Consider the following 24,783-nt stretch of genomic DNA (forward strand, 5'->3'; position numbering starts at 1 on the left):
ACTCACCCGTTCGCCACTAATCCACGGTGCAAGCACCGCTTCATCGTTCGACTTGCATGTGTTAAGCACGCCGCCAGCGTTCGTCCTGAGCCAGGATCAAACTCTCCATAAAAGCTTTTAAGCAATAAGAAAAGCCCAAAACCTGACAAAACAAACAACCAGCAACACCACCCGACCCAAAGACCGGGCGATGTCAAAAATGATTGTCCAAAAAAACAAAAAGCAGATGAAACATCCGCCAAGTGGCACGCGTCATTCGACGAGGAAAAACAAACGCACCACAAAACATCCGTCCCAACCACCACAGTCAACAACCACCACAAACACCCACACACAGTGAGCGCCCGACAGCGGTCGATTAAGGAAGCGACCTACACTCCCCGGCACACGCCACGACCATGGATGATCCGGAAACGAATCAAAAAAACAATCCAACCAACAGACACAACCACCCAAAGGGCAGTCCCACCTGCCGGCAAGATACATTGGCACACTATCGAGTTCTCAAACATCACGCACACAACCAACCAGCAACCCGAAACAGGAAACCAGCCAGGAAGGTGAACAATTTAGGAGCCAGCTTGTGTTTTCCTCACGCCACACAACCACAGGAATCACTTCCCGGCGGGGCGCTGTCGGTCTCGCTGACTCCCACTAATCTACACACACCCCACCACACACACAAACACGCAGGTTACCGGCAGTTTTCGGGATGTTCATCCACCACTCACCCCGCGTTGGTTGCCCTGGCGGTATTCATGCCCAACCAATCCGCCAACCCCCTCGACCCCGGCCGCCAACGCCGGACCAGCCACCGGTCGGCCACGATGTAGTTGACGATGAGGAGCCCCGCCCCGACCACGGGATAGAGGGTCGGATCAGGACCGGTGTCCGCGGGCAACAAGACCGGAATCCCCGTCAGGCCCATGATGATGATGAGATAGGGCGCCCACCACACGGTGAGCACGGGGAGGATGATGTCGATGGTGGCGATCAGGAATCCCACCGCGATCCACCGGTAGATCCCGGTGAGCAGATGGTCATCCGGGTTCACGATCAGCAGTGACGGCAGTGACGCGGCCGCGGCCATGACCGGATGGAGCAACGCCAGTCGTGTCCGTTCCCGCAGCCAGGTCCGTCGGCGACCGTTGAAGGCCATCCACCGGTCCGGCCGTTCGTCGGATGTGAGACCCGATATCACCGTCACCAGGGGAAGGATCATCCAGTTCACCCGGATGTTCGTGAGACCGATGATGACAGCGGCGACGGCCGTGAGCCCCCAGCCGATGAGGTTCCGCGGAACAACGTTGCCGGCGATGATCGCCCGGCACGCCCGGCGCGGGCCACCACCGCTGATCGTCGGATCTCCCGACCTCGACTTCGCCGTCCGGGGCGCCTCCGGCCAGGTTCGCGTGTTGCGGACCTGGATGATGGCGGCCACCACCCAGAACACGACGCTCACGAGGACGACGCCCTCGCCGCGCAACAACCAGTTGAGCAGGGCGCAGGAGGAGAGGATGACCGTGTAGATCCCCACCCGGAGAAGATGATGCCGACGCCAGGTCGCGTGGTCGAGGTTGAAGGCCCGGTAGGTGTCCGCGCCACCGGCGGATGCCAGGAGAACCGCACCGAGTGCCGCAGCGACCCACGCGGTCCACGCGTGCGGCCGATCTTCCGTGAAGAGGTACCCGTAGAGACCTGCGGCGGAGGCCAGGGTCACCAGGACAGGCAGGACCCAGGGGTTCGCGTGGCGGAGGATCGCGGTTGATGAACCACCCATTGTCCTCACTGTCAACGCATCTTTCCTCATCGTCGATTACCGGAGAACCGCTCATGGAACGTCGCCCCGCTGAGGTCGGTGGTTCCGGCGAGTCGCGGGGAGATCACGAACAGCAGGATGAGCGTCCAGATCGTGAGCGTCGCCAGAGCTCCGGATACGACCCGGACGTCGGTGGAGCCTGTCGCGAAGGCGACGGGGTACGCGGCCACCAGGCTCGCGTACCACCAGGCGTTCCGCCCGATGGCCCACGGTGCGAGCACCATCCCGCTGACGGCGAGGAGTCCGACGGCGAGGATAACGGGGATCCCCTCGTGGAAGGAGATCGTTCCCCGGAACGCCACGGCCCACGCGGCGGTCCAGACCAGGAGCGCCACCGGGAGGTTGAGCAGCGTCGTGACGTTCCAGTCGCGGACGAAGTCACGTAGCGGCCAGCCGTACGCCCGCCATGTCCTCGCGGCCAGGGGAGCCAGGGATGCCATGCTCCCGGAGAAGGAGAGCACCATGATCGTGACGAAGGCCAGGTCGTCGGCCTCCCGGACGGCGCCCCACGGCAGGAGGCGGATCATCAGAAGGCAGACCAGTACCCCGACCCAGACCATCACCGTGAAGCGGAGGACCGGGTCGCGGATGACCTGGGCCGTGGGGGAGGAGCCGATCAGCGTTCCACGGCTCATCCCGAGGTCCGCCGTCAACCACCACGGTTTCCCGTCGTCGGCCCGGGACCGGGACTCCGGCATCGACCGTCCCCGCCAGACCTGCACGAGAAACGCCGCGGCGAGAATGACGCCGACGGGTACGAGGGCGCGCGGGGGAAGAAAGCCGGGTGCGACGACCACGAGGGCCACGACGAGGGCGGTGCTCAGGGTGAACACCGCCGAGCGCACGATGTGGTGTCTTCTCCAGGTCGCCCCGGTGAGATTCATGGCCCGGTAGCCGTCGGCCGGGGTGCGCAGCCACACGAGTGCACCGGAGAGAAGGACGAGTCCGATGTAGAGGACGTTCCATCGGCCGCCGTCCTCGATGAACATCATCAGCACACCGGTGAGCAGCACGTAGTCGGCGAGGATGAAGGCGAGGATGAGTCCTGCGCGGCGCCAGTCGCCGAGTGTCAGCATCAGTCGGCGGTCCACACCGCCGCCCGGGGTCACGTGGGGAGTCATCGGGCATCACCCGCCAGGGCGGTGACGGCGTCCTCGAGGTCGGCGGCCTGGACGCGGACGCCGAGTTCGCGTGCCTTCGTCCACAGGGAGTCGATGGCGTCTGCGGTGGCGCCCCGCAGGTCGAGGATCACCCGCTCCTGCCCGGTGAGTTTCTCGCGGGCGAGGACCGTCCCGGTGGACCCGAGCGCCTCGACGAGTGCATCGATGCGGAACGCCGGCCCGGTCGCGGAGAGAACGCCCTCATTGAGGTCGGCGACCTCGGCGGTGAAGAGCAGAGAGCGTGAGCCGATGACGATGACGGAATCGATGACGGCCGCTGCGTCATCGAGCTGGTGGGTGGAGAGGATCACCGTTCGGGGATGCTGCTCCACATCGGCCCGGAGCTCGGTGTAGAGCACCTTGCGACGCTCGATGTCGAGCCCCAGATAGGGTTCGTCGAGGAGGGTGACGGGACAGCGGGCCGCAAGCCCTATGACGACCTGGAGCATGGACTTCTGACCGGTCGAGTACTCCGAGTACTTCTTGTCCAGATCGAGATCGAACAGTTCGGCGAGCTCGAGGGCGCGCGCCATGTCGAAGGTGGCCCAGCGTGCCTCCCCGATCTCCAGGAGCCTGCGCCCCTTCCAGGTCCGCGGTAGGGACACATCAGCGCCCATGAGCACGACCCGGTCCATCACCTCGGCGTTGTCGAAGGGCGGGGCGTCGAACACCGTGAGGCTGCCGCCGTTCGTCTCGTGCTGGCCGGCGATGGAACGCAGCAGCGTGGTCTTGCCGGACCCGTTGGGTCCGACGAGCGCGTGGATACCGCCGTCCGGGACGGTGACACTCAGACCGGTGAGCACGGGCGTCTTCCCGTATCCGATGGTGACGTCGTCCGCGTTGATGACTGTGATGACTGTGTTGTCGTTGTGGTTCATGAGTAGAGTCCTCGGCTTTCCGCGACCTGGTCGGTGAGGGTGTGCAGCTCTTCCCGGGTCATCCCGAGTTTGACGGCCTCGTCGATGAGCGGGGCCAGGAAACCGGCCGCGAACGCCTCCCGACGGCGCCGGAGAATCGTCTCCCTGGCCGTGGCGGTGACGAACATGCCGATTCCGCGCTGTTTCTCGAGTATCCCGGTGTCCACGAGCAGGGTGAGACCCTTGCGGGCCGTGGCGGGGTTGATGTTGTGGAACGCCGCGAGTTCGTTGGTCGACGGGGCCCGTTCGCCGGCGACGAGAGAGCCGTCGACGATTGAGTCCTCGACCAGTGCGGCGATCTGCCGGAACAGCGGCAGGGTCGTTTCCTCCATGGCCCACTCTCCGTCATCGGATGGATCGCGAATCGTTGGTTCGTTGGTTGGTTACTTGTGTAACTAACCATACAACCAATCCCAGGCGGCCGCAATGCCCGTCGGAACCGGACAGATACGGGGGTACAGCCCACGCCCCACCACCCCCCGAACGGGTGAGTCACAGCGCCCATCGATGCCCGGCCACGCACAGATCCCCCGCCTGTGCTGGCGGGACATGGAAACGTACAACTGCAGCGCCCGGGGGCCTCGCCGCGGGATATCGACGTAACCGGGCCCTTTCAGGCATGCTGGACACAAGTGACTAAACGGATTTAGCAAGACAATGAACGGAAATTAGGAGCCATGCTTGAGCGCACACAAGTATTCGTCGATACGTCCTACCTGCTCGCCAGCTTTTACAACTCATGGGAGACGGGGGCACGCGCCCAGTTAGAGATAGACCTACCCGAGGTCGTCGCCGTTCTCGGCACGATGATCCGGAATCAACTCGACCAGCCCATCCAGCGACAGATGTGGTACGACGGGATCCCCGATTCCGGCCCGCACCGCTACCAGCGCGCGCTCCGGACATGCGACGGCGTGCAGCTCCGCGCGGGGCAGCTCATCGAGTGGGGTGAGCGCCGCACCCAGAAGGCCGTGGACACCCGGCTGGTGGCCGACATGGTTCTCTCCGGGGTCCGGGGCCAGTGCTCCGACATCGTCCTCGTCTCCGGCGACGCCGACATGCTGCCGGGAGTGCAGGAGGCGACCGCGGCCGGACTCCGCGTGCATCTCTACGGATTCGGCTGGGACTCCATGTCCTCGGCGCTGCGCTACGCCTGCGATTCCACGACGATCCTCGATCCCCGCGAGGACTTCGCTGAATGCATGCAGCTCCAGGTCCTCGAAGGGCCTCTCCCACCGGTGGTGAGAACCAAACCGATCGGTGACGCCGAGCCCATCGAGGAAACGGGGCCGACCAGCGTGCCGAACCCGGGGGGAGCCACCCCACAGACGTCCGAGCAAACGAACACTCCGGACGATCACCACACCGGGCATCCCGGGAAACACCGTTCCGGCCCCACCCCCGGCACCATCAGGCAGGGACAGCTCCACGGATCGGGTGACAACCAGGTCGACGTGCCCGGACCCCCCACCGAGGACCGCGGTCCCGGTGCGCCCGCGATGCGCCAGACGGCGTCGCCGTCGACACACGCCGGAGCCGATTCCCCCCGCGAGCCCGCCACCGCGGAGAGCCCCGAAACCGGCGATCTCCGCAGAGCGACCGCGGCACCGACACCGGCGGGTGCGGAGCACACCTCCGACGCCTCTGCCGTGGACCGGAGACAGACGGAGGAGCCCGGCACCGGGCGTCCGGTTCAGCCTCCGCAGCAGGATGCCGCGGAGAAACCGGCCCGTCCGGTCCCCAACCCGTCGATGATGGCTCCGCGGCGGAAACTCCGGTCCAGGTACGTGCCGTTGCCGAGCGAGGTCTGGGCGTCGGACGGATCCCAGACCCCCTTCGACGTCGGCCAACAGTACGCGAGCTGGTGGTACGACAACGCTGCCTCCGGAGAACAGCGCAACAACGCCCATCAGCTGTGCGGTGGCGGTCTTCCACCCGAGATCGATCGCCCACTCCTGCAGTTCGCCTGCGAGACACTGCACGAGTACACCCTCACCGAATCGCAGCGGGTGAATCTGCGCGACGGGTTCCATTCCGGCATCCGGGGTGTTCTGCTACACATCTCCCGCCGCTGACCGGCGATCGCCGGAGAAGCGTCATCCGCCCCCGTTCCGACCTGGTCGGGGCGGGGGCGGATCACCGTGTATCTCCCGGGCCTAATCCCCGGATCCGTCGGTGATCTCGGGTTTCCGCATCTCCGCCCGGATCTGCTCCAGGCGGGCCGCGGCCTTCATGTCGAGGCCGGTGTCCCTGATCTCCGTCATCCGCTCGGCGACAGAGGTCTCCAGCAGTTCCTGGGACCCCAGGGCCTCCGCATAGCGACGCTCGATCTTGGCACGGACGGCGTCCAGGGTGGGGACGGCGGAATCGGGGTCGCCGATTCCGTCCATCGGATCCGCGGCGTCGTTGACGGTCTCCCGCATCGCGGTCTGATCCACCTGGGCACGCAGCTTCTCGATCTGGTCCAGCTGCTCACGGAGCCGCGCCTCGGACTCCCGAACCTGCGCCTCCGCCTGCTCCGCGGCTTCCACCGCCCGACCGTGGAGCGCGGTGGTCTCCTCGATCTGGTTCTCCACCGCCACCAGGCGCGTGGACAGCACCTCCGCGGCGGCCATCTGTTCGGCGGCGCGGGCGGTTTCCCCGGCCTCGGTGGCGGCGTCCGCGGCCCGCAGGGAGGTGCGCGCCTGATCCTCGAGATTGTTCTTGTCCGCGAGGAGCCTGTTGAGTTTCATCTCCAACTGACTGCGGGTCCCGATCACCGACGCGGCATGACGGGCGATGTCCGCGTGTTGCTGCTTCGCGGCAGCGGCGGCCTGCTGGATCTGCACCTTCGGGTCGGCGTTGTCGTCGATCTTCTTGTCCAGGGATGCCATGAGGTACTTCCATCCCTTCGCGAATGTGTTGGCCATGATCTTGTGTCGACTCTCTTCCGGGGGACCGTGGCGGCGCCGCGTTGAACGGCTTCTGTACTGCCACCAGTCTAGCCGCGCCGGCCACCCCCATCAGCCGACTCACGGAGCGGAACCGGAAAAGTCCCTCCCCCCGGGAGTACCTGCGCGTCCCCGGGGGAGGGGAGAAGAAAGGGGGCCGCTACTCGGACTGCTGTTCCTTCGCCATCTCACTGCGGACCTGATCCATGTCCAGCTCACTGACCTGGGTGTACAGATCCTCCAGTGCCGCGGCCGACATGGATCCGGATTCCCGGAACACGAGGATTCCGTCGCGGAAGATCATCAGGGTGGGTATCGACTGGATCTGCAGTGCGGCAGCGAGTCCCTGGTTCGCTTCGCTGTCCAGTTTCGCGAACACAGCCTCAGGGTGCGCCTCGGAGACCTTCTCGAAGGTGGGGGCGAAGCGGACACATGGACCACACCAGGACGCCCACACATCGACGAGGACTATTCCGCCCTTGGTGACGGTCTCTTCGAATGTGGCTTCGGTTACATCAATCGTGGCCATGGAATAAACACTCCGGATTCTCTGGTTGGGAACTGTGCATCCCGCTCAACACCGAAATCCCGGGCGATATTCCCGCCCCCTTGCGGTGGACCCGGTGAGCTGGGGTAGTTTGTGCGGATAGATGGCACCGCACCGTCACGGTACCGGAGGAACGCCGGCCCGATCGGGTCGATCTCTCCGTGCGCCCGTCGGACGGATGTGACGGCGACGCGAAAGGACGGAACGATCAATGACCAAGAATTACCGTGTGGAAGGTATGACCTGCGAGCACTGCAGCAATGCGGTGGTCGAGGAGGTGTCGACGGTTCCCGGCACCCAGGGTGTCGACGTCGACCTCGACAAGGGCGTGGTGACGGTCACCGGCCAGGGATTCACCGACGAAGCCGTTTCCACGGCGATCGAAGAGGCCGGCTACAAGGTGGTCGACTGACCCCGGTCAGCCCGGATCTCCCACTCACCACGCCGCCCCGCTGTCGCTGTACCGACGGCCGGGCGGCGTCGTCTTTTCCCGGAAACCGGATCAACGGTTCCCATGAACAGGAGCAACCATGAACGACCCGACCGGACCCACCGGTCCCACAGCAACAGCCGGTACCGAACACGTCGATCTCACGGTCACGGGTATGACGTGCACCTCCTGTTCGGGACGGGTCGAGCGCAAACTCAACCGGCTCGACGGGGTCACCGCCACCGTGAATTTCGCCACGGAGACCGCGTCCGTCGACTTCGATCCAGGTCTCCTCACTCCGGATGATCTGGTGTCCGTCGTGGAGAAGACGGGCTACGGCGCGAGCGTCGTCGCCCCCGCCGGCTCCGGGGCCGACACCGCCGACCCTGCGGGGGATTCGCCGGACACCGCCGACGAGGCCCGCGCGGAGGAGATCGCCGACCTACGCCGCAGGCTCATAGTGTCCGCTGTGTGCGGTCTACCGGTGATGCTGCTGTCGATGGTGCCCGCCCTCCAGTTCGACTACTGGCAGTGGGTCGCGCTCGCGCTCACCGTGCCGGTGTTCTTCTGGGGCGGGTGGCCGTTCCACCGCGCCACCGTCACGAATCTGCGGCACGGGGCGTTCACGATGGACACCCTGGTCAGCATGGGCACCACCGCGGCACTGGTGTGGTCGATCGTGGCACTGACCCTCGGCGACGCAGGTCGGCCCGGGATGACGATGCACTTCCATCTCCTCGCGGACAGCGGTTCCGGGCTCCACGACATCTACCTCGACACCGCCGCGATGGTGATCGTGTTCCTGCTGCTCGGCCGCTGGTTCGAGGCCCGTGCGAAGGGCCGTTCCTCGCAGGCGCTGCGTGCCCTGCTGACCCTCGGCGCGAAGGAGACCACCATCCTCGTCGACGGCAGGGAACAGCGGATACCGGTCGATCGACTCTCCGTGGGTGACGAGTTCGTCGTCCGCCCGGGGGAGACGGTCGCCACCGACGGGGTGATCGTCTCGGGAACGAGTTCCGTCGATGAGTCGATGTTGACGGGGGAGTCGCTGCCCGTGGACGTCTCCCCGGGGGACACGGTGACGGGTGCGACGGTGAACAACTCCGGTCGGCTCGTGGTCCGCGCATCCCGGGTCGGCGGGGAAACCACGCTCGCACGGATCGGTCGCATGGTCACCGAAGCCCAGTCCCGGAAGGCACCGGTCCAGCGGCTTGTCGATCGGATATCGCAGGTCTTCGTCCCCGTCGTCATGGTGGTGTCCCTGGTGACGCTGATCGCCCATCTGCTGCTGGGATCGACCACGGCCGGGGCCTTCACAGCCGCGGTGGCGGTCCTCATCATCGCCTGCCCCTGCGCCCTCGGTCTCGCGACCCCCACCGCTCTTCTCGTCGGTACCGGTCGCGGCGCCCAGATGGGGCTCCTGATCAAGGGGCCGGAGGTGCTCGAGTCGACCCGCCGGGTGGACACGATCGTCCTGGACAAGACCGGAACGGTGACAACCGGAGAAATGGCGCTGTCCGACGTCGCCACCATCCCGGGGACGGATCGCGGGGAGGCGCTGCGCCTGGCGGGCGCGGTCGAACAGGGCAGTGAGCATCCCGTCGGGCGCGCGATCGTCGCCGCCGCGACGGCGGCAGCGGGGGAGGGGGAGCTGCCGGAGTTCTCCGGCTTCACCGCGCACGCCGGTAGTGGCGTGAGCGCGGTCGTCGAAGGACGTCAGGTCGCGGTGCTGCGTCCGGAGGAGTGTCTTCCGCGGGAACTCGCCTCCGTCATCGCGGGCGCCCAGTCCGACGGCGCCACGCCGGTCGTGCTCCACGTCGACGGTGACCCCACCGCCGTCCTCACCGTTCGGGACCGGATCCGGGAGACCTCCTCGGCCGCGATAGCATCGCTCAAGGAACTCGGGCTGACCCCGGTTCTGCTCACCGGTGACAACCGGGGTGCCGCCGCAGCTGTCGCCGGGGAGGTCGGAATCGACCCGGACGATGTGCTCGCCGGGGTTCTGCCGGAGGGCAAGGTCGAGGAGGTCCGCCGCCTGCAGAGCGGGGGCCGGACCGTCGCCATGGCCGGAGACGGAGTCAATGACGCGGCAGCCCTCGCCCAGGCCGATCTCGGGCTCTCGATGGGTACCGGTACCGACGTCGCCATCGAGGCGGGAGACATCACCCTCATGCGGGAGGGGCTCGACGGTGTCGCCGATGCCATCCGGTTGTCCCGCGCTACGCTGCGGACGATCCACGGCAACCTGTTCTGGGCGTTCGGCTACAACATCGTCCTGATCCCGGTCGCCGCGATGGGTTGGCTCAACCCGATGCTCGCCGGCGCGGCGATGGCTCTGTCCTCGGTGTTCGTCGTCACCAATTCCCTCCGGCTCCGGACCTTCCACTGACCGGCGGACACACCCCTCGGCGGTGGGGGCGGCGCCCACAGGTACCGCCCCCGCCGCCGTCATTTTCCGGTCGTCGCTAGCCCATTCCGCGGGCCAGATCCCGGAAGCGGGAGTAGTGCAGCTGGTGGGCGACGGACACGGTTCCGATCGGGCCACCACGGTGCTTGGCCATGATGATGTCGGCCTCGCCCGCACGCGGGTCCTCCTTGTCCTGGGAGTCCGGCCGGTAGAGCAGCATGACCATGTCGGCGTCCTGCTCCAGCGAACCCGACTCGCGGAGGTCCGCCAGCTGCGGCTTCTTGTCGGTCCGGGACTCCGGGCCACGGTTCAGCTGGGAGATGGCGACCAGGGGCACATCGAGTTCCTTGGCCAGCAGCTTCAGCTGACGGGAGAATTCACTGACCTCCTGCTGGCGGGACTCGACCTTCTTGCCCGAGCTCATGAGCTGGAGGTAGTCCACCACGATCATCTGCAGGTCGTGCTTCTGCTTCAACTGACGGGCCTTGGACCGGATCTCCATCATCGTCAGATTGGCGGAGTCATCGATGAACAGGGGGGCATCGGCGATCTTGCCGACCCGTTCCGCGATCCGCTGCCACTGCTCGGTGGTCATCTTGCCCGACCGCATGTCGGTGAGCTTGATCTCGGTCTCGGCGGACAGCAGGCGCATGACGATCTCCGACTTCGACATCTCGAGGGAGAAGATCACCGATGCCTTGCCGTGCTTCACCGAGCAGGACCGCATGAAGTCCAGCGCCAGTGTCGACTTACCGACACCGGGGCGGGCGGCGACGATGATCATCTGACCGCCGTGAAGTCCATTCGTCAGTTCATCGAGGTCGACGAACCCGGTCGGTATGCCCGCCGCCAGCCCACCGTGGGTCGCCAGCGCCTCGAGTTCCTCCATCGTCGGTTCCAGGACATCGGAGAGGATCGCGTAGTCCGTGGTGGTCTTGCGCTGCGCGATGGCGAAAACCTCCTGCTGCGCGAGGTCGAGCACCGTGTCCGCCTCGGCGGTTTCCGTGCCCTCGTAGCCCAGTTGGACCACTCTCGTGCCCGCATCGACCAATCGGCGCAGCAGCGCCTTCTCAGCGACGATCTCAGCGTAGTAGCGGGCGTTCGCCGCCGTCGGCACGGAGGAGATCAGGGTGTGGAGATACGGCGCCCCTCCGACCCTGTCCAGATCGCCCTGCCGATCCAGGCGGCCCGACACGATGATCGGGTCGACCTCCTTCTGCTCACTGAACAGGTCGAGTATCACCGAGTAGATGATCTGGTGGGCGGGCCGGTAGAAATCCTCCGGGGTGAGCTCCTCGACGATGTCGGTGACCGCACCGGTGGACAGCAGCATGGCACCCAGCACGCTTCGCTCGGCCTCCAGGTGGTGGGGTGGTACCCGACCGAACTTCTTCTCCGCGGCCTCACCGGAGGCGGAACGGAATCCGGGTCGGTCGCGCCGTGCCCGGTCGAAGCGGACGAAATCCGAACCACCCCCGTCCTCCTCCGGAGGCGCTTCCGGAGGTACGTAGTCGTCATCGAAGCTGGTGTCACTTAAACCGGAGGTCACTGGGGTGCACCTTTCACTGTCTGAAGAAGATCGCTGGTCCCCGCCGCAGGGCTGCGGCACCGGCTGCGGGGAGCTGGACGCCCGCGGTACCGCAACGGGCGTGCCGGGAAGCGTCAGGGCCAACAGTACCGCCAACCGCCACCTACCCCATGACACTCCGCGGAATCCCTCCGCCCCCGGGAAATCATGCCGACCCGCAACGCTCCGTCCCCTCAGTTTAGTGGGTTCCAGGGTCACCCTTACCCGGTTATGGAAGGCCAGTTATCCACAGGCACTGTGGACGAAGCTCGGGATAGTTCATCTCCTGGCTGGGGATTTCCCGGCACGCCTGTGGATAACTTGTGGAATACTGCCCGAAATTTTGCTGAACTTCAACTGAAGTCGCAGGTCAAACCGTGTAAATGGGGTGTGGGTAACCGGTCACGGACCGTGGATAACTGTCGCTAACCAGCCGGTTTGACACCACCGGCCCTCGCGAGTTAGGCGGATCATCGCCGGTCAGGGCGTCGCGTTGCACGTTCAGCACACGGAGTTATCCACAATTCGGGAACAATATTCACATGCGGCCGCAACCGCGATATTCCACCACCCGGACCCCATCCGTTGACTGCTCCCACACAACGCCCGCGGGGCACTGAACCACGGGGCCGGCGGAGATCACCAGCACGACAAAAAGACCACGGCCCCCACACCTCCTCCCGTGGACACGTCGAACGTGTCGGAGAGCATAGGTGTGGGGGCCGTGGCTGCTGTTGTCGTTGGGTCGGTACCGTGTACCGACCGCCGTCTGACCGCCTGTCTTAGGCGGAGACGACCTCAAAGTTGATCGGCGCGGTGACGTCACCGTGCAGCTTCACGTCCACCTGGTAGGAGCCGGTCGACTTGACCGTTCCCTTGGCCAGCTTGACGTTGTGCTTGTCCAGGGTGGGGCCGCCGGCCTTCTTCACCGCGTCGACGATGTCGTCCGCGGTGACGGAGCCGAAGAGCTTGCCCTTGTCAGAGGTGCGCACCGCGATGGAGACGCCGGTGAGCTGCTCGAGCTGGTTCTTGACCTCGCGAGCGTGGTCGGTATCGCGGATCTCGCGGGCCTTCTGGGCACGCTTGATGTCCTCGATCTGCTTTTCCGCGTTGCGGGTCGCAACGATGGCGTAGCCACGCGGAAGCAAGAAGTTACGTCCGTAGCCGGCCTTGACCTCGACGATGTCCCCGGGGACACCGAGATTGTCAACGGCGGCGGTGAGGATCAGCTTCATGATCCCTGCCTTTCGTTCTGCTTCCCGCCGAACCTGGCGCCACCTGTGCGGCGTCCGGGATGACGGGAATTATGTGGATGATTGATGCTGGGACGTACCCACGTTCTAGGGACCCTGAGGTCAGAACGGGGGCTCGTCGTCGGTTGAACCACCGAAACCGCCGGATTGCGGGGCACTGTTCCACGGGTCATTGTCGGGGGCACGGTTGGCGTTGCCGCCACCGAAACCTCCGGTGCTCTGGCCGCCACCGAAACCGCCGCCGGCGTTGCCGCCGGCACCGGTGCCGCCGCCACCGAAGTTTCCGCCACCCTGGCCGCCACCCCTGGGGGTCCGCGCGACCTGGGCCGTCGCGTACTTCAGGGAGGGGCCGACATCGTCGACCTCCACCTCGAAGACACTGCGCTTCTCACCCTCACGGGTTTCGTAGGAGCGCTGACGGAGTCGGCCGGTGACGATGACGCGCATCCCCTTGCTCAGGGACTCCGCGACATTCTCCGCGGCCTGACGCCAGACATTGCAGGTCAGGAACAGGGCCTCACCGTCGACCCACTGCTTCGACTCAGCGTCGAAACGACGGGGGGTCGAGGCGATACGGAAATTGGCGACGGCCGCCCCCGAAGGGGTGAACCGGAGCTCCGGGTCAGCGACGAGGTTGCCGACCACCGTAATGTTTGTGTCTCCCTGTGCCATGTCCTTGAACGACCTTCCTTTATGACTCGTGTACTGGGGGTTCACCGCCCACCACTGGTGGTGGGACTGCGTGCGGGAAAAGAGTTTTCCCTACCAGTGTCCCTGCTTAACGGTCAGCCCGCAGCACCTTGGTGCGCAGGATGCTGTCGTTCAGGTTCAGCAGACGGTCGAGTTCCTGCACGGTAGCCGGCTCACAGTTGAGCTCGATGACCGCGTAGATGCCCTCTTCCTTCTTGTTGATCGGGTACTGCAGGCGACGCTTGCCCCAGATATCAACCTTCTCCACGGTGCCGTTTTCCTTGCGGACGACTTCGAGGAACTTATCCAGGGACGGGGCGACAGTGCGCTCGTCCTGGGAGGGGTCGAGAATGATCATGAGTTCGTATTGACGCACGGACCTCATCACCTCCTGTGGTCTAGTGTTTTGGATCGGCCACACCCTTGTGGTGTGGCAGGAGGGTTCGTTGCGTCAGCAACCCCACCAGCGTACACCAGGCTGACGGAGAGTCGGAAGCCGGAGCGGAAACGCCGTTCCCCCGGTCCGCGGATCCGGTTGCTCTCCGGTACCGTCAGCCGGCTCCGGACCCGGCGAACAGTGTGGCCCAGAACACGGCGACGACGGTCGGGATGACGGTGATGAAGAAGATCGCGAACGTGAACAGGGTCCAGGTCAGTTTCGGGCTACGGCGGTAGCTGAAGCTCGCGTACGAACCGCCGAAGAGCAGGAACCCTACGAAGACGCTCGCCATGGTGACGATGACCGCTGTGCTATCCACGACCGGATGCTCCCCCGGTACCGCCCGGCACCTTCTCCGCCCCGCTCGGCACGACCGTCCGCTGTTTCCCGCCGGTCTCGTATTCCCCGACCGGGCGGACCGCACCGATGATGCCGCGGTACGTGGAACCGGGTCGAACGAGGAACCCACCCGCGAGTGGATCCATGCCACCGTTGGCCTCCATCACCGGATCACTGCGGCGGCCGAGCATCTGGAGCACGACCAGAACGATGATCGTGATGAGCAGCGCCCCCCGGATCACCAGGACCGTATCCAGCAGCTCCGGCGGGGCACCCTTGGCGTCGTCGCCCGCCATGTGCCACATCAGCACCGGCCAGACCATGGCCTCAGCCAACCCCCAGACCATGAGGAGACGCCACCGGGGGAGCGCCAGTACCGCGAGGGGCACCAGCCACAGCGAGTACTGGGGGCTCCACACCTTGTTGGTCAGCAGGAACACAGCGACGATGAGGAACACCAGCTCCGCGACCCTGGGCTGCCGTCTGGTTAATACACCGAGCACGGCGATCGCGAGACAGCCGATGAGGAAGAGTGCGAGCGACACCGCATTCAGGATCACAGGTTCGGTCCCGGGTTCATCCCAACCATTCCAGGGTGTGTTCCGGGCGGCGATGGCGTAGATCGTCGACCACTCCCAGCCGCGTTCGGTGTTCAACCTGAAGAACTCGCGCCAGCCGTCGGGGAATACCAGCATGATGGGCAGGTTGACCACGAGCCAGGTCGCGACCCCGGAGGCGACCATGATGACGTAGGGTTTGAACCGCCGGGTGCGCACCGCGAGCACCAGATACGCCCCGAACATGAATAGCGGCCACAGTTTCAGGGCGACACCGAGGCCGATGAGCATGCCCGCGATGCCGGGCCTGCCCCGGGCCGCGGCGAGCATCGCGGCCAGCGCCGCGGCGATGGGGAGAGTGTCGTAGTTCGTGAAGGCGTGCACCACGACGAGTGGAGAGGCGGCCATGAGAACCGTGTCCCAGACACGGTTGCCGGTCATCGCGTAGACGCACCGCACGGCCAGTACCCAGAACAGCGCCAGGAACAGCGCCGAGACGCTGAAGTAGACCCCGACCTCCGGCATCGATCCCGCCACGGCATGGACCAGGGGCCAGATGATCATGGTGATGCGGGCCATGAGCCACTGGAAGAGTCCGGTCAGGACCGGGTACTCCATGTAGCGGGTCGTGTCATTCTCCACCCATGAATAGGCGTAGGGAAAGTGCCCGTCCTTGAGCCCTTCCGCCCCGTAGAGCGGAATCATGTCGCTGTAGCAGGCCGAAATCAGCTGCCGGCTCCCCGACCAATCCAGGTTGACGATCCCGTCGTCGCCGACGGTCCCCTGGATGCAGTTGGCCTTGGCCAGCCAGCCGAGGGCCAGGAACATGAGGGAGAGGGCGACGATGACCCGAAGCGGGGTCACCAACCACGCGGTTCCCGGTGCGCTGAATCGTCCGAACGGGCCACCCAGGAATTCGATGAAGCCACGCGCGAGCGGCTCCGTGCGGCCGGGTTGGACTCGATCCAGGTCGCGGTCGACGTCCGCAGGCCTCCGGTTCTTCGGTCTGGTACTCATGGTCCTCATTCGTGCCTGCTCGTCGGGATGTCGGTCGGTATCATTGTCGCCCACCGGCCCTCGGCTGCCAACCTCCGCTCGCGAGAACCGTGTCTCCGGTCCCCCCCAGCGGAACGGTCCGGTCAGTTGAAGATGTTCGGGATGGTGATACCGGGGAGTATCTCCACCTGCTCGGGAGAGGGCGGCGGCCCCGGGGCGGGGGCCACCGGAATCGCCGGCACCCCACCGTCGATCCCGCCGCCTTCCTCCTCGCCGTGTTCGGCGTCGGGGTCCTCATCCTCCGACTCGGATTCGGTGGGTGTGGCGGAACCCGGGGCCGGGGGCACGTACTGCGGGGCGGGAGCGTTGTTGAAGCCGAGCGGCTCCGGTTCGGGGAAGTACTCGAGAGGTTTACCCTCGAGGGCGCCGTCCATCGTGGCCTTCCAGATCTGGGCTGACAGACCGGCGCCGTACATGTTTCCGCCCCAGTAGTTGCGTAGCGCGGTGTTGTCGACGGTCCCCACCCACACGGCTGTCGCGAGCTGAGGGGTCGCGCCGATCATCCACGCGTCCTTGTTGAAGCCGGTGTCGCCCAACTGGGTGGTGCCGGTCTTGGCCGCGGACACCCGTCCGCCGGCGAGCTGGTTCTGGTTGGACCAGGCGGCGATGGGGGCCATCGCGCTCATCACGTTGTTGGCGACGTTCGCGGCGACCCGGCGCTGACCTGTGGTGGGGGTGTGCTCGTAGAGGACCTCGTTGTTCGAGGTCTCGACCTTCTCCACGAAGTAGGGCTCGTGCCAGACGCCCTCATTGGCGAGGGTCGCCAGGGCGATGGCCTGATCGAAGGGACGGGATTCGTACTGGCCGAGGATGATCCCCTCGTAGGGCTGGCCACCGTTCTCCGTCAGGGTCGCTGGGTAGCCGGGCAGTGAGCGGGCCATACCGAGTGCGTGGGCCATGTCCGCGACATCCTGGGAGCCGTTCTCCAGGTCCTGCTCGAGCCGGATGAAGCTGGTGTTGTGACTGCGCTTGAGTGCCTCGGCGATGGTGCAGTAGCCGCATCCCCCGCCACCGACGTTGGTGACGGTGACGTTGCCGGTGGTGACCGGCGCCGATGAGTACATGGTGGTCAGGGGAATGCCCTGCTGGAGCGCAGCGGCGAGTCCGTAGATCTTGAATGTCGAACCGGTCTGGATCGGGGCGTTGGCGTAGTCCCATCCCGCCGCGTCGTCGCCCCCGTAGTAGGCACGTACCGCACCGTTGGACGGCTCGATGGAGACGACCGCGGAGCGCAGCTTCTCGTCCTCCCCTTCGAAGATCCGGTTCACGTTGTCGACGGCGGCGTTCTGGTTGCGGATATCGATGGTGGTGGTGATCCGCAGACCCCGCGTGTCCAGGTCCTCCTGGGTTATCCCCACCTTCTCGAGCTCGGCGACGACCTGGTTCTTGATCAACCCGTTGGCGCCCGTCGCCTCCACGTAGGCCTGGTTCAGGGCGGGGTCGATGACCTCCGGGTACACGGCTGCGTCGCGGTCGGCCTGGGTGAGATATCCGGTGGACACCATCCCGTCCAGGACGTAGTTCCACCGCTGCTCGGCTTCCGCCCGGTTGGTCCAGGGGTCAAGCTGGCTGGGACGCTGGATGGACGCGGCGAGGACCGCGGATTCCGCGGGGGTGAGCTCCGACAGGGGTTTACCGAAGTAGCCCTCCGATGCAGCTGCCACGCCGTAGGAGTTGCGGCCGAAGTAGATGGTGTTCAGGTACGCCTCGAGGACGTCGTTCTTGGACCACTCGTTGGCCATCTTGGCGCTGATCACGAGTTCCTTGAGCTTCCGCTGGTAGGACCGTTCGTTGCCGACCACCGCATTCTTCACGTACTGCTGGGTGATGGTCGAACCACCGCCAGCCGAATCGTCACCGGTGATCTGCCCTTTGATGGCACGTGCGAACCCGGTGACGGAGAATCCGGGATTGGTGTAGAACTCGCGGTCCTCGGCCGCCAGTACCGCCCCGCGGAGCGCCTCCGGAATCTGGTCGAGGTTGACCTGCTCACGGTTGCCCTCGGGGGGGACGATACGGGCGATCTCGGTGGTCCCGTCGGAGGCGTAGATGTTCGAGACCTGTTTGTTCACCAGCTCCTCGGGTTCCGGTACATCCGCCATGGTGTAGGCGATCAGAACGGCGCCCAACGGGGCGACGACGAACAGGACGAACGCGGTCGCCAGGGACCAGATGATCCAACGGCGACGACGGGGACCACGCGGGGCGTGCACCCCGTCCCCGTCGTTGTTGTCGTACCGGTTGTTGCTAGTCACCTTTGTGTCCACTCCATCGGATTGTTTCTGTTGAGTTCACGTGCCACGTGCCGCGATAGGTTCACGGACCGACCTCCCGGGCGCTGAGCAGATGGTTCCAGTGACAGTCCGGACAAACCTCGACGGTGTGCACCGTGAACTCCCGGCCGGCTTCAGCGAAACGTTCGATCTCCTCGGCGCTACGGGCGCTAGATGACATCTTCCCTAATGAGTCGCCAAATATCCACAGAACGATACGGAGATCATCACCGTCGCAGATGGGACAGAGGCGCTCCGCCCGGTATCCGTGGAAGCGGGAGGCGGCGAGCAGCCGGAAGTCTCCGTCGCACACCGTGTCCCGGGAAACCCGGCCGGCCCGCCACTCAGCCAGCAGGCGGCGGCGCGCCCACTGATGGGTAACTTCGCCGGAATACCTGACCACGGGGACCAGTCTATCTGTCGCCGGGGTGAACCCCCGGTATACCGCGACGACGACCGCGGGAACCCGGAGGATGGACCGGTGACCCAACCGTCACTTTCGTTTGCGAACGAACTTCTTTACCGGTGGCGGGCGCGGAGACCAGCACCGACAGGTCTCCCGCGCAGACATCGCAGCGTATGGCCGTTAAATCGGGATTGCACAGCCGTCCCGGAAAGCAGTTAAGATTGGGAACATGACTGCTGCAACCCCGATGGACATCGCCGCCCAGATCCGGCCCGCCATGACAAAGCTCTACGTGACCTACTTCCGCATGGCAGAACAGTCCGATCTGACCGGCCCGCAGCTGACGATCCTGACCCGTCTCGCCGAACACGGTCCCTCCCGCATCAGTGAGGTCGCCCGTCAGGAGGGCATCCGCATGCCGACCGCCTCGAACGCTCTGCACCAGCTGGAGCACCGTGGCATGGTCGAGCGCATCCGGGACACCAGCGACCGCCGCGGGGTCCGCGTCCAACTCACCGAACTGGGCCGAACCGAACTCAAGCGCGTGGGTGACGAGCGCACCACGTATCTCGCCGAGATGCTGTCTTCCCTGAGTCCCGAGAAGCTGGAGATCGCCGAGCAGATCGTGCCGGTCATCACTGAGCTTGCGGAACGCTACTCCGCTGATCAGAAGAACGCCTGATCACCTTTCCCGCACCCGGGTGACCGGATCGCCCGGCGTCACCGTGGACCGAGAACGAGGACCGAACCAGCGCATGTCGAAGAAGAACGCCGACCCGGAGGGCGCCTCTCCACCGATTCGCGTTCTCGTCGCGTGGCGCCCCGATGCCTCGGGCGCGGAGGCGGTGGAGTTCGCCGCCTGGCTGGCCAGGACGACCTCCATCCGGGTCAGGGCGGTCACCGCATTCACCCGACCCTGGCCGTCGTCCTCCCTGAGCCGACTCGGGGGGAAATACAAGAAGTGGCGCAGGAAGGAGGCTGCGGCGTGTGAGTCCCGGGTGCGCAAGGCACTCGCCGCGGCGGAGCTACCCGAATCAATGTGGGACGAGACGGTGTCCGTGTTCGCCGACGGCCCGTCGGAGACGGCCATCCTGACCCAGGCAGCCGATGATTTCGACGCCGACGTCGTTCTCCTCGGCTCCCACGGATCCGCTCCGAAGCGCCGTTTCATGGCCGGTTCCACCGCGGACGCCCTGCTGCACTCCTCGCCCCGCCCCCTGGGACTCACTCCCCGCGCACCGAAGCTGTCCCGGCACGGGGTGACCCGCATCAACTGTGCATTCATCGACTCGGAGAACGACCGGAGTTTCCTCACCGACGCCGCCGATCTCGCATCCCGGTGGGGGGTGCCACTGCGTATCGTCTCCTTCGCCCCCGAGGGGGTCGCCGATTCCCCGGTGAAGAGCACCACCGATCTGGAGTCCGAGATTCTCGTCGAATGGCGGGAACACACTCTCGCGGTTCTCGACCAGGCCCGCGACGCCGCCCTCGAGAGGCACCCGGAGATCACCGTCGACACCGAGATCGGCTCCGGGTGGGGATGGTCGGGTGCCGTCGAATCCGTGAAGTGGAAGAAGGGCGATCTGCTCTATCTCGGATCCGCCCTCATGGGGTCGCTCGAGCGGGTGTTCATCGGATCGAGCACGAATGAGATTCTCCGCCACTCCCGTGTACCGGCGATCATCCAGCCTGCACACGGCCAGTGATCCACCCACCCACACGGCGCACCCGAACACGACTATCGTCGGGGGTGACCGATCAGGCGATCCGGAAGGCGGGGACGTAGTGAGTGACACCCAGAAGGGGGCAGGGGGCGACGGCCGGGATCGACGCATTCACCTCGATCCCGTCCTCGACAACGCACCACGGAAGGGCGCTTCCGCCCTGGACTACGAGGCGGATCCACTGCTGCGGCTCGAGCGCAACAACTCATCGACCAGGCAGGCGATCATCTACGCGCTGGCGATCCCCCCGTTGACCTTTCTCACGGCGTTCGTTGTCGCGATGATTTCCCGCGCGCAGGGCGGGCCCCTCTGTGACGCAGGCACATCCTCCTGGATCTGCTCCCGCACATACGAGATTCTCTTCCCGGTCATCCCGGGAACGGTGACCCTGGGCGGCACACTCGGTGCCGCCTGGATCACCTACCGCCGCTGGGCACGCTACGAACGCTGGCGCCCCTGGTTGGCCGCGCTCTGGCCGCTCATGTTGTTCACCCTCGCCTGGATCACGGGGGTGGGGACCATGGCCGTGATCGGGTCTTCCTGAAACCTAGGGCGCGGCTTCGAGAACGATCTCGAACTCGAGGAGTTCGGCACCCGTGGCAACCGGTTCCTTCTTCTCTCCGGCATGTGCCTTCCGGGCATCGCCGTCGCGCCACGCGACGAACGATTCCTCATCGGCCCAGCGGGTGATGACGAAGTACCGCTCCTCGCCCGCAACCGGGCGAAGCAGCTGGAACCCCTCGAATCCGGGGGAGTTGTCGACCGTGTGTTTCCGAGCCTCGAAGCGCTTCTCCAGTTCGGCGCCCCTGCCCTCGGGGACGGTGATCGCGTTGATCTTTATTATGCTCATGCTCACCAACCTACTCCGGGAAACCGCACGACGCAGGAAATGAAGCACGGATGCAGCCTCTCGTCCTCACCCATTCGCCCCGTGCGGCGCTCAGACGCCGACAGACACCGCCCGCCGGCAATCGGCGCAGTGGGAACCGGGCCCCGTCGCCGCACAGTCGTCACAGATGAGGACCTGCCGTCGACACTCCTGATTCGCGCAGTTCCGGTAGGTGTTCGTTCCCCCGGAACAGTGGATGCACCGGCCGAGCTGCACGAAGTTCCGGTCGGTCGCGTCCCCGAATTCCATGTGCATCCGCCGGTCGAAGACGTAGAGGGATCCTTCCCAGAGGCCGGCGTTCCCGTACGTCTCCCCGTATCGGACGATCCCGCCGTCGAGCTGGTACACCTCCCGGAAACCCCGCTTCCTCAGCAGTGCACTGAGCACCTCACAGCGCACACCGCCGGTGCAGTAGGTCACCACGGGGCGGTCCTTCAGATCGTCGTACTTGCCTGATTCGATCTCGTCGATGAAATCGTGGGTGGTCTCCACGTCCGGGACGATCGCGTCACGGAACCGGCCGATCCCGGCCTCCATGGCATTGCGGCCGTCGAAGAAGACGACCTCGTCACCGCGGGTGGCGACCAGCTCGTTGACCTCCTCGGGTCTCAGGTGCACCCCGCCGCCGACGACGCCGTTCTCATCGACTTCGAGATCGTCGGGGGCACCGAAGGCGACGAGCTCGTCGCGGACCTTGACACTCAGCCTCGGGAAGTCCGCGGCGGACCCCTCGGAGAACTTGAACTCCATGTCCCGGAAACCCGGATAGGAGCGGGTGGCGCGGATGTACCGCTTTACGGCCGTCAGTTCGCCACCGACCGTACCGTTGATGCCGTGCCGTGAGATGAGGATCCGCCCCGTCAGTTCCAGCGATTCACAGAGCGTGCGCTGCCACAGCATCACCGCCGTGGGATCCGGGATCGGGGTGAAGCGGTAGTAGAGGAGAATCTTGCTGATGGCCACGAGAGGCAGTCTAGTCACCCTTTCCCGGACTATTGCACGCAGCCTGCACATTTCAGGAACATCGGATAGCCTTGGCTGACCTGTATGCCGGTGTTGCCGGTGTTCCCGCACCCGATGAGAAAGGCCCGTTGCAGCCATGTCGTGGAAGAACACCCTCTACCTGACAACCATGAAGACCATGTCGGCGGTGATGAGACGCACCATGGCGATGCCCGCCGACCCCGGAATCCGCGAGGAGCTCGTCCGGGCGACGGTCTCGGACACCACCCCACTCGCGCCGCAGCTCAGGCGGATCACCCTCAGCGCCCCCGAGTTCAAGGGCCTCGGGAGCGCGGGCCCGGACGAATACGTCGCACTCATCATGCCGCAGCCCGGCAAACACCTCGTGATGCCGGATCCGACGGTCCTGAATCCACGGGCCGCACTCGCCGCCGTCGATGAGGACGTCCGCCCCTCCATGCGTTATTACACGATCCGGGAGCTGTGCCCCCGTCCCGGGGAAATGATCATCGACATCGTCACCCACGGTGACTCGGGCCCGGGGTCCGCCTGGGCCATCAGCGCGGAGAAGGGTGACGAGGTCGGCGTCCGGTGCCTCTCCGCGGCCTATCGGCCACCCACCGGCCCCCAGCTCCTCGTCGCCGATTCGACCGCGGTTCCGGCTCTGTCCGCCATCATCGAGTCACTTGACGAAGCGGCGCGTGCCCGGACGCACGCCCTCGTCATCGCGGATTCCGATGACCTCCTGGATCCGGACCTGGGCAGAATCGTGTCCGGACTCGCGTCCTACACGCGGCTCACCGACCCCCTCGCCGACGCCCCCCGAGCGGGAGTCGCGGCGATCGACGCCCTTCCCGTCGGGATCGAGGACCTCACGTATGCGTGGATCTGCGGCGAACAGTCGATCGCGACCTCCCTGCGCCGCCACCTGACGAAGGAGCGCGGGATGGACCGCAGGACGATCTTCTTCTCCGGGTACTGGCGGCTGGGTAGGGAGCGCGGTTGATTCGGTAGGGTCGCCGTATGGACCCTCTGCTGTTGCCCATGGTTGTTCTCCTCGGTGGCATCATCTTCGCGGGGTACCGGGGCGCCACCGAGTACCTGAGACCGTCCACGCATCCGATGATGCCGTCCGTGCCGCATCTCCGGGCTGTCCTGTGGCTCATCGGGGCAGCCTTCTTCCTGCTTTCTCTCTGGCTGCTCGTGCGTGGCCCGGTGGCGTTCGCCGCTGTGGTGACCCTCTGCGCGCTGATCGTCTGCGTTCTCGCCGACCAGCGCCCGACGGACAGATAGCAGAGAAAGTCAATTATCGGTACCTATAATTGTTTCTTCTCAAATCGTGGGTACAGTCGATTTTTTGACCGGCATAAACGGAGTCCCTCCGGATGAATAGGGGATGCGATGAATGCCGTGCCGGGAAGATCGACCGACCCCGGCTCACAATGGAAACGGATAATCATGCCTGAAGGCCACGTCATCCACCGGCTCGCGAAACGCCTCACCACCACCTTCGGGGACAAGCGGCTGGAGTTCTCCTCACCCCAGGGGCGCTTCGCCGATGAGGCGGCACGCCTCGACGGTCACCGCATCGACCTGGCCGAAGCCTGGGGCAAGCAGCTCTTCATCGACGTGGACCACGACGGTCCCGAGCACATCGTCCACATTCACCTCGGACTCATCGGTGGTTTGCGTTTCACCCCGTACGCCGCTCCGACCGGCCAGGTACGACTCCGCATCACCGACGGAATCACCGCCGCCGATCTCCGCGGCCCCCAGTGGTGCCGACTGATCACCGACGATGAGCGCGACGCAGCCGTCTCCAGGCTCGGAGCCGACCCCCTGCGACCCGACGCCGACCCGGAACCCACCTGGAGCCGGGTCCACCGGTCGGGAAAGTCCATCGGGGCGCTCATGATGGACCAGAAGCTGTTCGCCGGTGTGGGCAACATCTACCGGGCGGAGGTCCTCTTCCGCCTCGGCCTCGACCCCCGGACCCCCGGAAGGCGCCTCGACCGGAACGAGTTCGACGCAATCTGGGCGGATCTCGTCGAGCTCATGAATACGGGCGTGCGGGACGGGCGGATCGACACGGTGCGTCCCGAGCACACCCCCGAGGCGATGCACCGGGAACCACGCGAGGACGACCACGGGGGAGAGGTCTACGTGTACCGACGTGCCGCGCAACCGTGCCACGTCTGCGGCACGCCCGTCGAAACCACCGTCCTGGAGGGGCGGAACCTGTTCTGGTGCCCCCGCTGCCAGGGGTGAGCTCTCCACCGGCCCCGTCGATCGTGTGCCCGAAGACCACGGGACGCACCGTTCCACGGAAGGTCCGATGAAGTACCCCCGTCGTGTTGTTTTTCCGGGGACGCCTGTTCCGCCTGCGCCATATGTGATCTAATGCACCCTATCCCCCG

24 protein-coding genes, 1 rRNA gene and 2 pseudogenes are annotated in these 24,783 nt (G+C 65.5%); 10 read left to right on the plus strand and 17 right to left on the minus strand.

Going from position 1 to position 24,783, the window contains the following annotated elements; genetic code table 11:
* The 5 genes from KRX55_RS08830 to KRX55_RS08850 all read right to left on the minus strand — a co-directional run.
* Nucleotides 1–112: ribosomal RNA gene (locus tag KRX55_RS08830) — 16S ribosomal RNA — on the minus strand; the annotation flags it as partial.
* Between the two features lie 615 nt (nucleotides 113–727).
* Nucleotides 728–1,780 (minus strand): hypothetical protein, encoded by a 1,053-nt coding sequence (locus tag KRX55_RS08835; RefSeq protein WP_218407387.1) that lies wholly within the window; start codon nucleotides 1,778–1,780, stop codon nucleotides 728–730.
* 26 nt (nucleotides 1,781–1,806) lie between these two features.
* Nucleotides 1,807–2,940, minus strand: coding sequence for a hypothetical protein (locus KRX55_RS08840; RefSeq protein WP_218407388.1), 1,134 nt, complete (start codon nucleotides 2,938–2,940; stop codon nucleotides 1,807–1,809).
* Nucleotides 2,937–3,857 carry an ATP-binding cassette domain-containing protein gene (locus KRX55_RS08845; RefSeq protein WP_218407389.1) on the minus strand — a complete coding sequence of 307 codons (921 nt, stop codon included), beginning with the start codon at nucleotides 3,855–3,857 and terminating at the stop codon, nucleotides 2,937–2,939. The genes KRX55_RS08840 and KRX55_RS08845 overlap by 4 nt, the downstream gene beginning before the upstream one ends.
* On the minus strand, nucleotides 3,854–4,228 hold the full coding sequence (locus KRX55_RS08850) for a GntR family transcriptional regulator (protein ID WP_218407390.1): 375 nt from the start codon (nucleotides 4,226–4,228) through the stop codon (nucleotides 3,854–3,856). The genes KRX55_RS08845 and KRX55_RS08850 overlap by 4 nt, the downstream gene beginning before the upstream one ends.
* Nucleotides 4,229–4,573: 345 nt before the next feature.
* Between KRX55_RS08850 and KRX55_RS12065 the strand changes: the two are divergent.
* Nucleotides 4,574–5,147, plus strand: a pseudogene (locus tag KRX55_RS12065) (NYN domain-containing protein); the annotation flags it as partial.
* 479 nt (nucleotides 5,148–5,626) lie between these two features.
* Nucleotides 5,627–5,971: pseudogene (locus KRX55_RS12070) on the plus strand (NYN domain-containing protein); the annotation flags it as partial.
* 81 nt (nucleotides 5,972–6,052) lie between these two features.
* Here KRX55_RS12070 and KRX55_RS08860 read toward each other — a convergent pair.
* Together KRX55_RS08860 and KRX55_RS08865 are read right to left on the minus strand one after the other, a co-directional pair.
* Nucleotides 6,053–6,805 (minus strand): PspA/IM30 family protein, encoded by a 753-nt coding sequence (locus KRX55_RS08860; RefSeq protein ID WP_218407391.1) that lies wholly within the window; start codon nucleotides 6,803–6,805, stop codon nucleotides 6,053–6,055.
* 181 nt (nucleotides 6,806–6,986) lie between these two features.
* Nucleotides 6,987–7,355 carry a thioredoxin family protein gene (locus KRX55_RS08865; RefSeq protein WP_200258546.1) on the minus strand — a complete coding sequence of 123 codons (369 nt, stop codon included), beginning with the start codon at nucleotides 7,353–7,355 and terminating at the stop codon, nucleotides 6,987–6,989.
* Nucleotides 7,356–7,584: 229 nt separating this feature from the next.
* On the opposite strand from KRX55_RS08865, the gene KRX55_RS08870 reads away from it, so the two are divergent.
* A complete protein-coding gene (locus KRX55_RS08870) occupies nucleotides 7,585–7,785 on the plus strand; it encodes a heavy-metal-associated domain-containing protein (RefSeq protein ID WP_218407392.1) in 201 nt (66 codons plus the stop codon).
* 118 nt (nucleotides 7,786–7,903) lie between these two features.
* Nucleotides 7,904–10,192, plus strand: a complete 2,289-nt coding sequence (locus KRX55_RS08875) for a heavy metal translocating P-type ATPase (protein ID WP_218407393.1) — start codon at nucleotides 7,904–7,906, stop codon at nucleotides 10,190–10,192.
* 76 nt (nucleotides 10,193–10,268) lie between these two features.
* On the opposite strand, the gene dnaB is transcribed toward KRX55_RS08875, so the two are convergent.
* The 8 genes from dnaB to KRX55_RS08915 form a co-directional block, all read right to left on the minus strand.
* Nucleotides 10,269–11,759 carry a replicative DNA helicase gene (gene dnaB / locus KRX55_RS08880; protein WP_218407394.1) on the minus strand — a complete coding sequence of 497 codons (1,491 nt, stop codon included), beginning with the start codon at nucleotides 11,757–11,759 and terminating at the stop codon, nucleotides 10,269–10,271.
* 800 nt (nucleotides 11,760–12,559) lie between these two features.
* Nucleotides 12,560–13,012: a 50S ribosomal protein L9 gene (gene rplI, locus KRX55_RS08885; protein ID WP_200258538.1), complete on the minus strand. Its 453-nt coding sequence runs from the start codon at nucleotides 13,010–13,012 to the stop codon at nucleotides 12,560–12,562.
* 120 nt (nucleotides 13,013–13,132) lie between these two features.
* Nucleotides 13,133–13,702 (minus strand): single-stranded DNA-binding protein, encoded by a 570-nt coding sequence (locus tag KRX55_RS08890; protein ID WP_218407395.1) that lies wholly within the window; start codon nucleotides 13,700–13,702, stop codon nucleotides 13,133–13,135.
* 106 nt (nucleotides 13,703–13,808) lie between these two features.
* Complete coding sequence (gene rpsF / locus KRX55_RS08895; RefSeq protein ID WP_200258534.1) at nucleotides 13,809–14,096, minus strand: 30S ribosomal protein S6; 288 nt, start codon at nucleotides 14,094–14,096, stop codon at nucleotides 13,809–13,811.
* Nucleotides 14,097–14,271: 175 nt separating this feature from the next.
* Nucleotides 14,272–14,451 (minus strand): hypothetical protein, encoded by a 180-nt coding sequence (locus tag KRX55_RS08900; protein WP_255567729.1) that lies wholly within the window; start codon nucleotides 14,449–14,451, stop codon nucleotides 14,272–14,274.
* A gap of 19 nt (nucleotides 14,452–14,470) precedes the next feature.
* A complete protein-coding gene (locus KRX55_RS08905; RefSeq protein WP_218407397.1) occupies nucleotides 14,471–16,072 on the minus strand; it encodes a glycosyltransferase family 87 protein in 1,602 nt (533 codons plus the stop codon).
* A gap of 122 nt (nucleotides 16,073–16,194) precedes the next feature.
* Nucleotides 16,195–18,366, minus strand: a complete 2,172-nt coding sequence (locus KRX55_RS08910; RefSeq protein ID WP_370625806.1) for a transglycosylase domain-containing protein — start codon at nucleotides 18,364–18,366, stop codon at nucleotides 16,195–16,197.
* A 61-nt stretch (nucleotides 18,367–18,427) separates the two neighbouring features.
* Nucleotides 18,428–18,787, minus strand: coding sequence for a DUF5318 family protein (locus KRX55_RS08915; RefSeq protein ID WP_218407398.1), 360 nt, complete (start codon nucleotides 18,785–18,787; stop codon nucleotides 18,428–18,430).
* A 232-nt stretch (nucleotides 18,788–19,019) separates the two neighbouring features.
* Here KRX55_RS08915 and KRX55_RS08920 point away from each other — a divergent pair, with 232 nt between their 5' ends.
* From KRX55_RS08920 to KRX55_RS08930, 3 genes are all read left to right on the plus strand, one after another.
* Nucleotides 19,020–19,472, plus strand: coding sequence for a MarR family winged helix-turn-helix transcriptional regulator (locus KRX55_RS08920; protein WP_218407399.1), 453 nt, complete (start codon nucleotides 19,020–19,022; stop codon nucleotides 19,470–19,472).
* 73 nt (nucleotides 19,473–19,545) lie between these two features.
* A complete protein-coding gene (locus KRX55_RS08925) occupies nucleotides 19,546–20,496 on the plus strand; it encodes a universal stress protein (RefSeq protein ID WP_218407400.1) in 951 nt (316 codons plus the stop codon).
* 79 nt (nucleotides 20,497–20,575) lie between these two features.
* A complete protein-coding gene (locus tag KRX55_RS08930) occupies nucleotides 20,576–21,058 on the plus strand; it encodes a hypothetical protein (RefSeq protein ID WP_370625807.1) in 483 nt (160 codons plus the stop codon).
* Between the two features lie 3 nt (nucleotides 21,059–21,061).
* On the opposite strand, the gene KRX55_RS08935 is transcribed toward KRX55_RS08930, so the two are convergent.
* Together KRX55_RS08935 and trhO are read right to left on the minus strand one after the other, a co-directional pair.
* Complete coding sequence (locus tag KRX55_RS08935) at nucleotides 21,062–21,364, minus strand: antibiotic biosynthesis monooxygenase family protein (RefSeq protein ID WP_218407401.1); 303 nt, start codon at nucleotides 21,362–21,364, stop codon at nucleotides 21,062–21,064.
* Between the two features lie 90 nt (nucleotides 21,365–21,454).
* Entirely contained in the window at nucleotides 21,455–22,366 is a 912-nt protein-coding gene (gene trhO, locus KRX55_RS08940) for an oxygen-dependent tRNA uridine(34) hydroxylase TrhO (protein ID WP_218407402.1), read from the minus strand.
* 136 nt (nucleotides 22,367–22,502) lie between these two features.
* On the opposite strand from trhO, the gene KRX55_RS08945 reads away from it, so the two are divergent.
* The 3 genes from KRX55_RS08945 to KRX55_RS08955 all read left to right on the plus strand — a co-directional run bounded on the left by KRX55_RS08945 (nucleotide 22,503) and on the right by KRX55_RS08955 (nucleotide 24,634).
* Nucleotides 22,503–23,372, plus strand: a complete 870-nt coding sequence (locus KRX55_RS08945; protein ID WP_218407403.1) for a siderophore-interacting protein — start codon at nucleotides 22,503–22,505, stop codon at nucleotides 23,370–23,372.
* Nucleotides 23,373–23,389: 17 nt separating this feature from the next.
* Nucleotides 23,390–23,659 (plus strand): hypothetical protein, encoded by a 270-nt coding sequence (locus KRX55_RS08950; protein WP_218407404.1) that lies wholly within the window; start codon nucleotides 23,390–23,392, stop codon nucleotides 23,657–23,659.
* Between the two features lie 165 nt (nucleotides 23,660–23,824).
* The gene (locus KRX55_RS08955) at nucleotides 23,825–24,634 is read left to right on the plus strand and encodes an Fpg/Nei family DNA glycosylase (protein ID WP_218407405.1); all 810 of its coding nucleotides are present in this window, start codon (nucleotides 23,825–23,827) and stop codon (nucleotides 24,632–24,634) included.
* Nucleotides 24,635–24,783: the final 149 nt, after the last annotated feature.

It is taken from the genome of Corynebacterium sp. TAE3-ERU16, assembly GCF_019209935.1.
GTDB classification, from domain to species: domain Bacteria; phylum Actinomycetota; class Actinomycetes; order Mycobacteriales; family Mycobacteriaceae; genus Corynebacterium; species Corynebacterium antarcticum.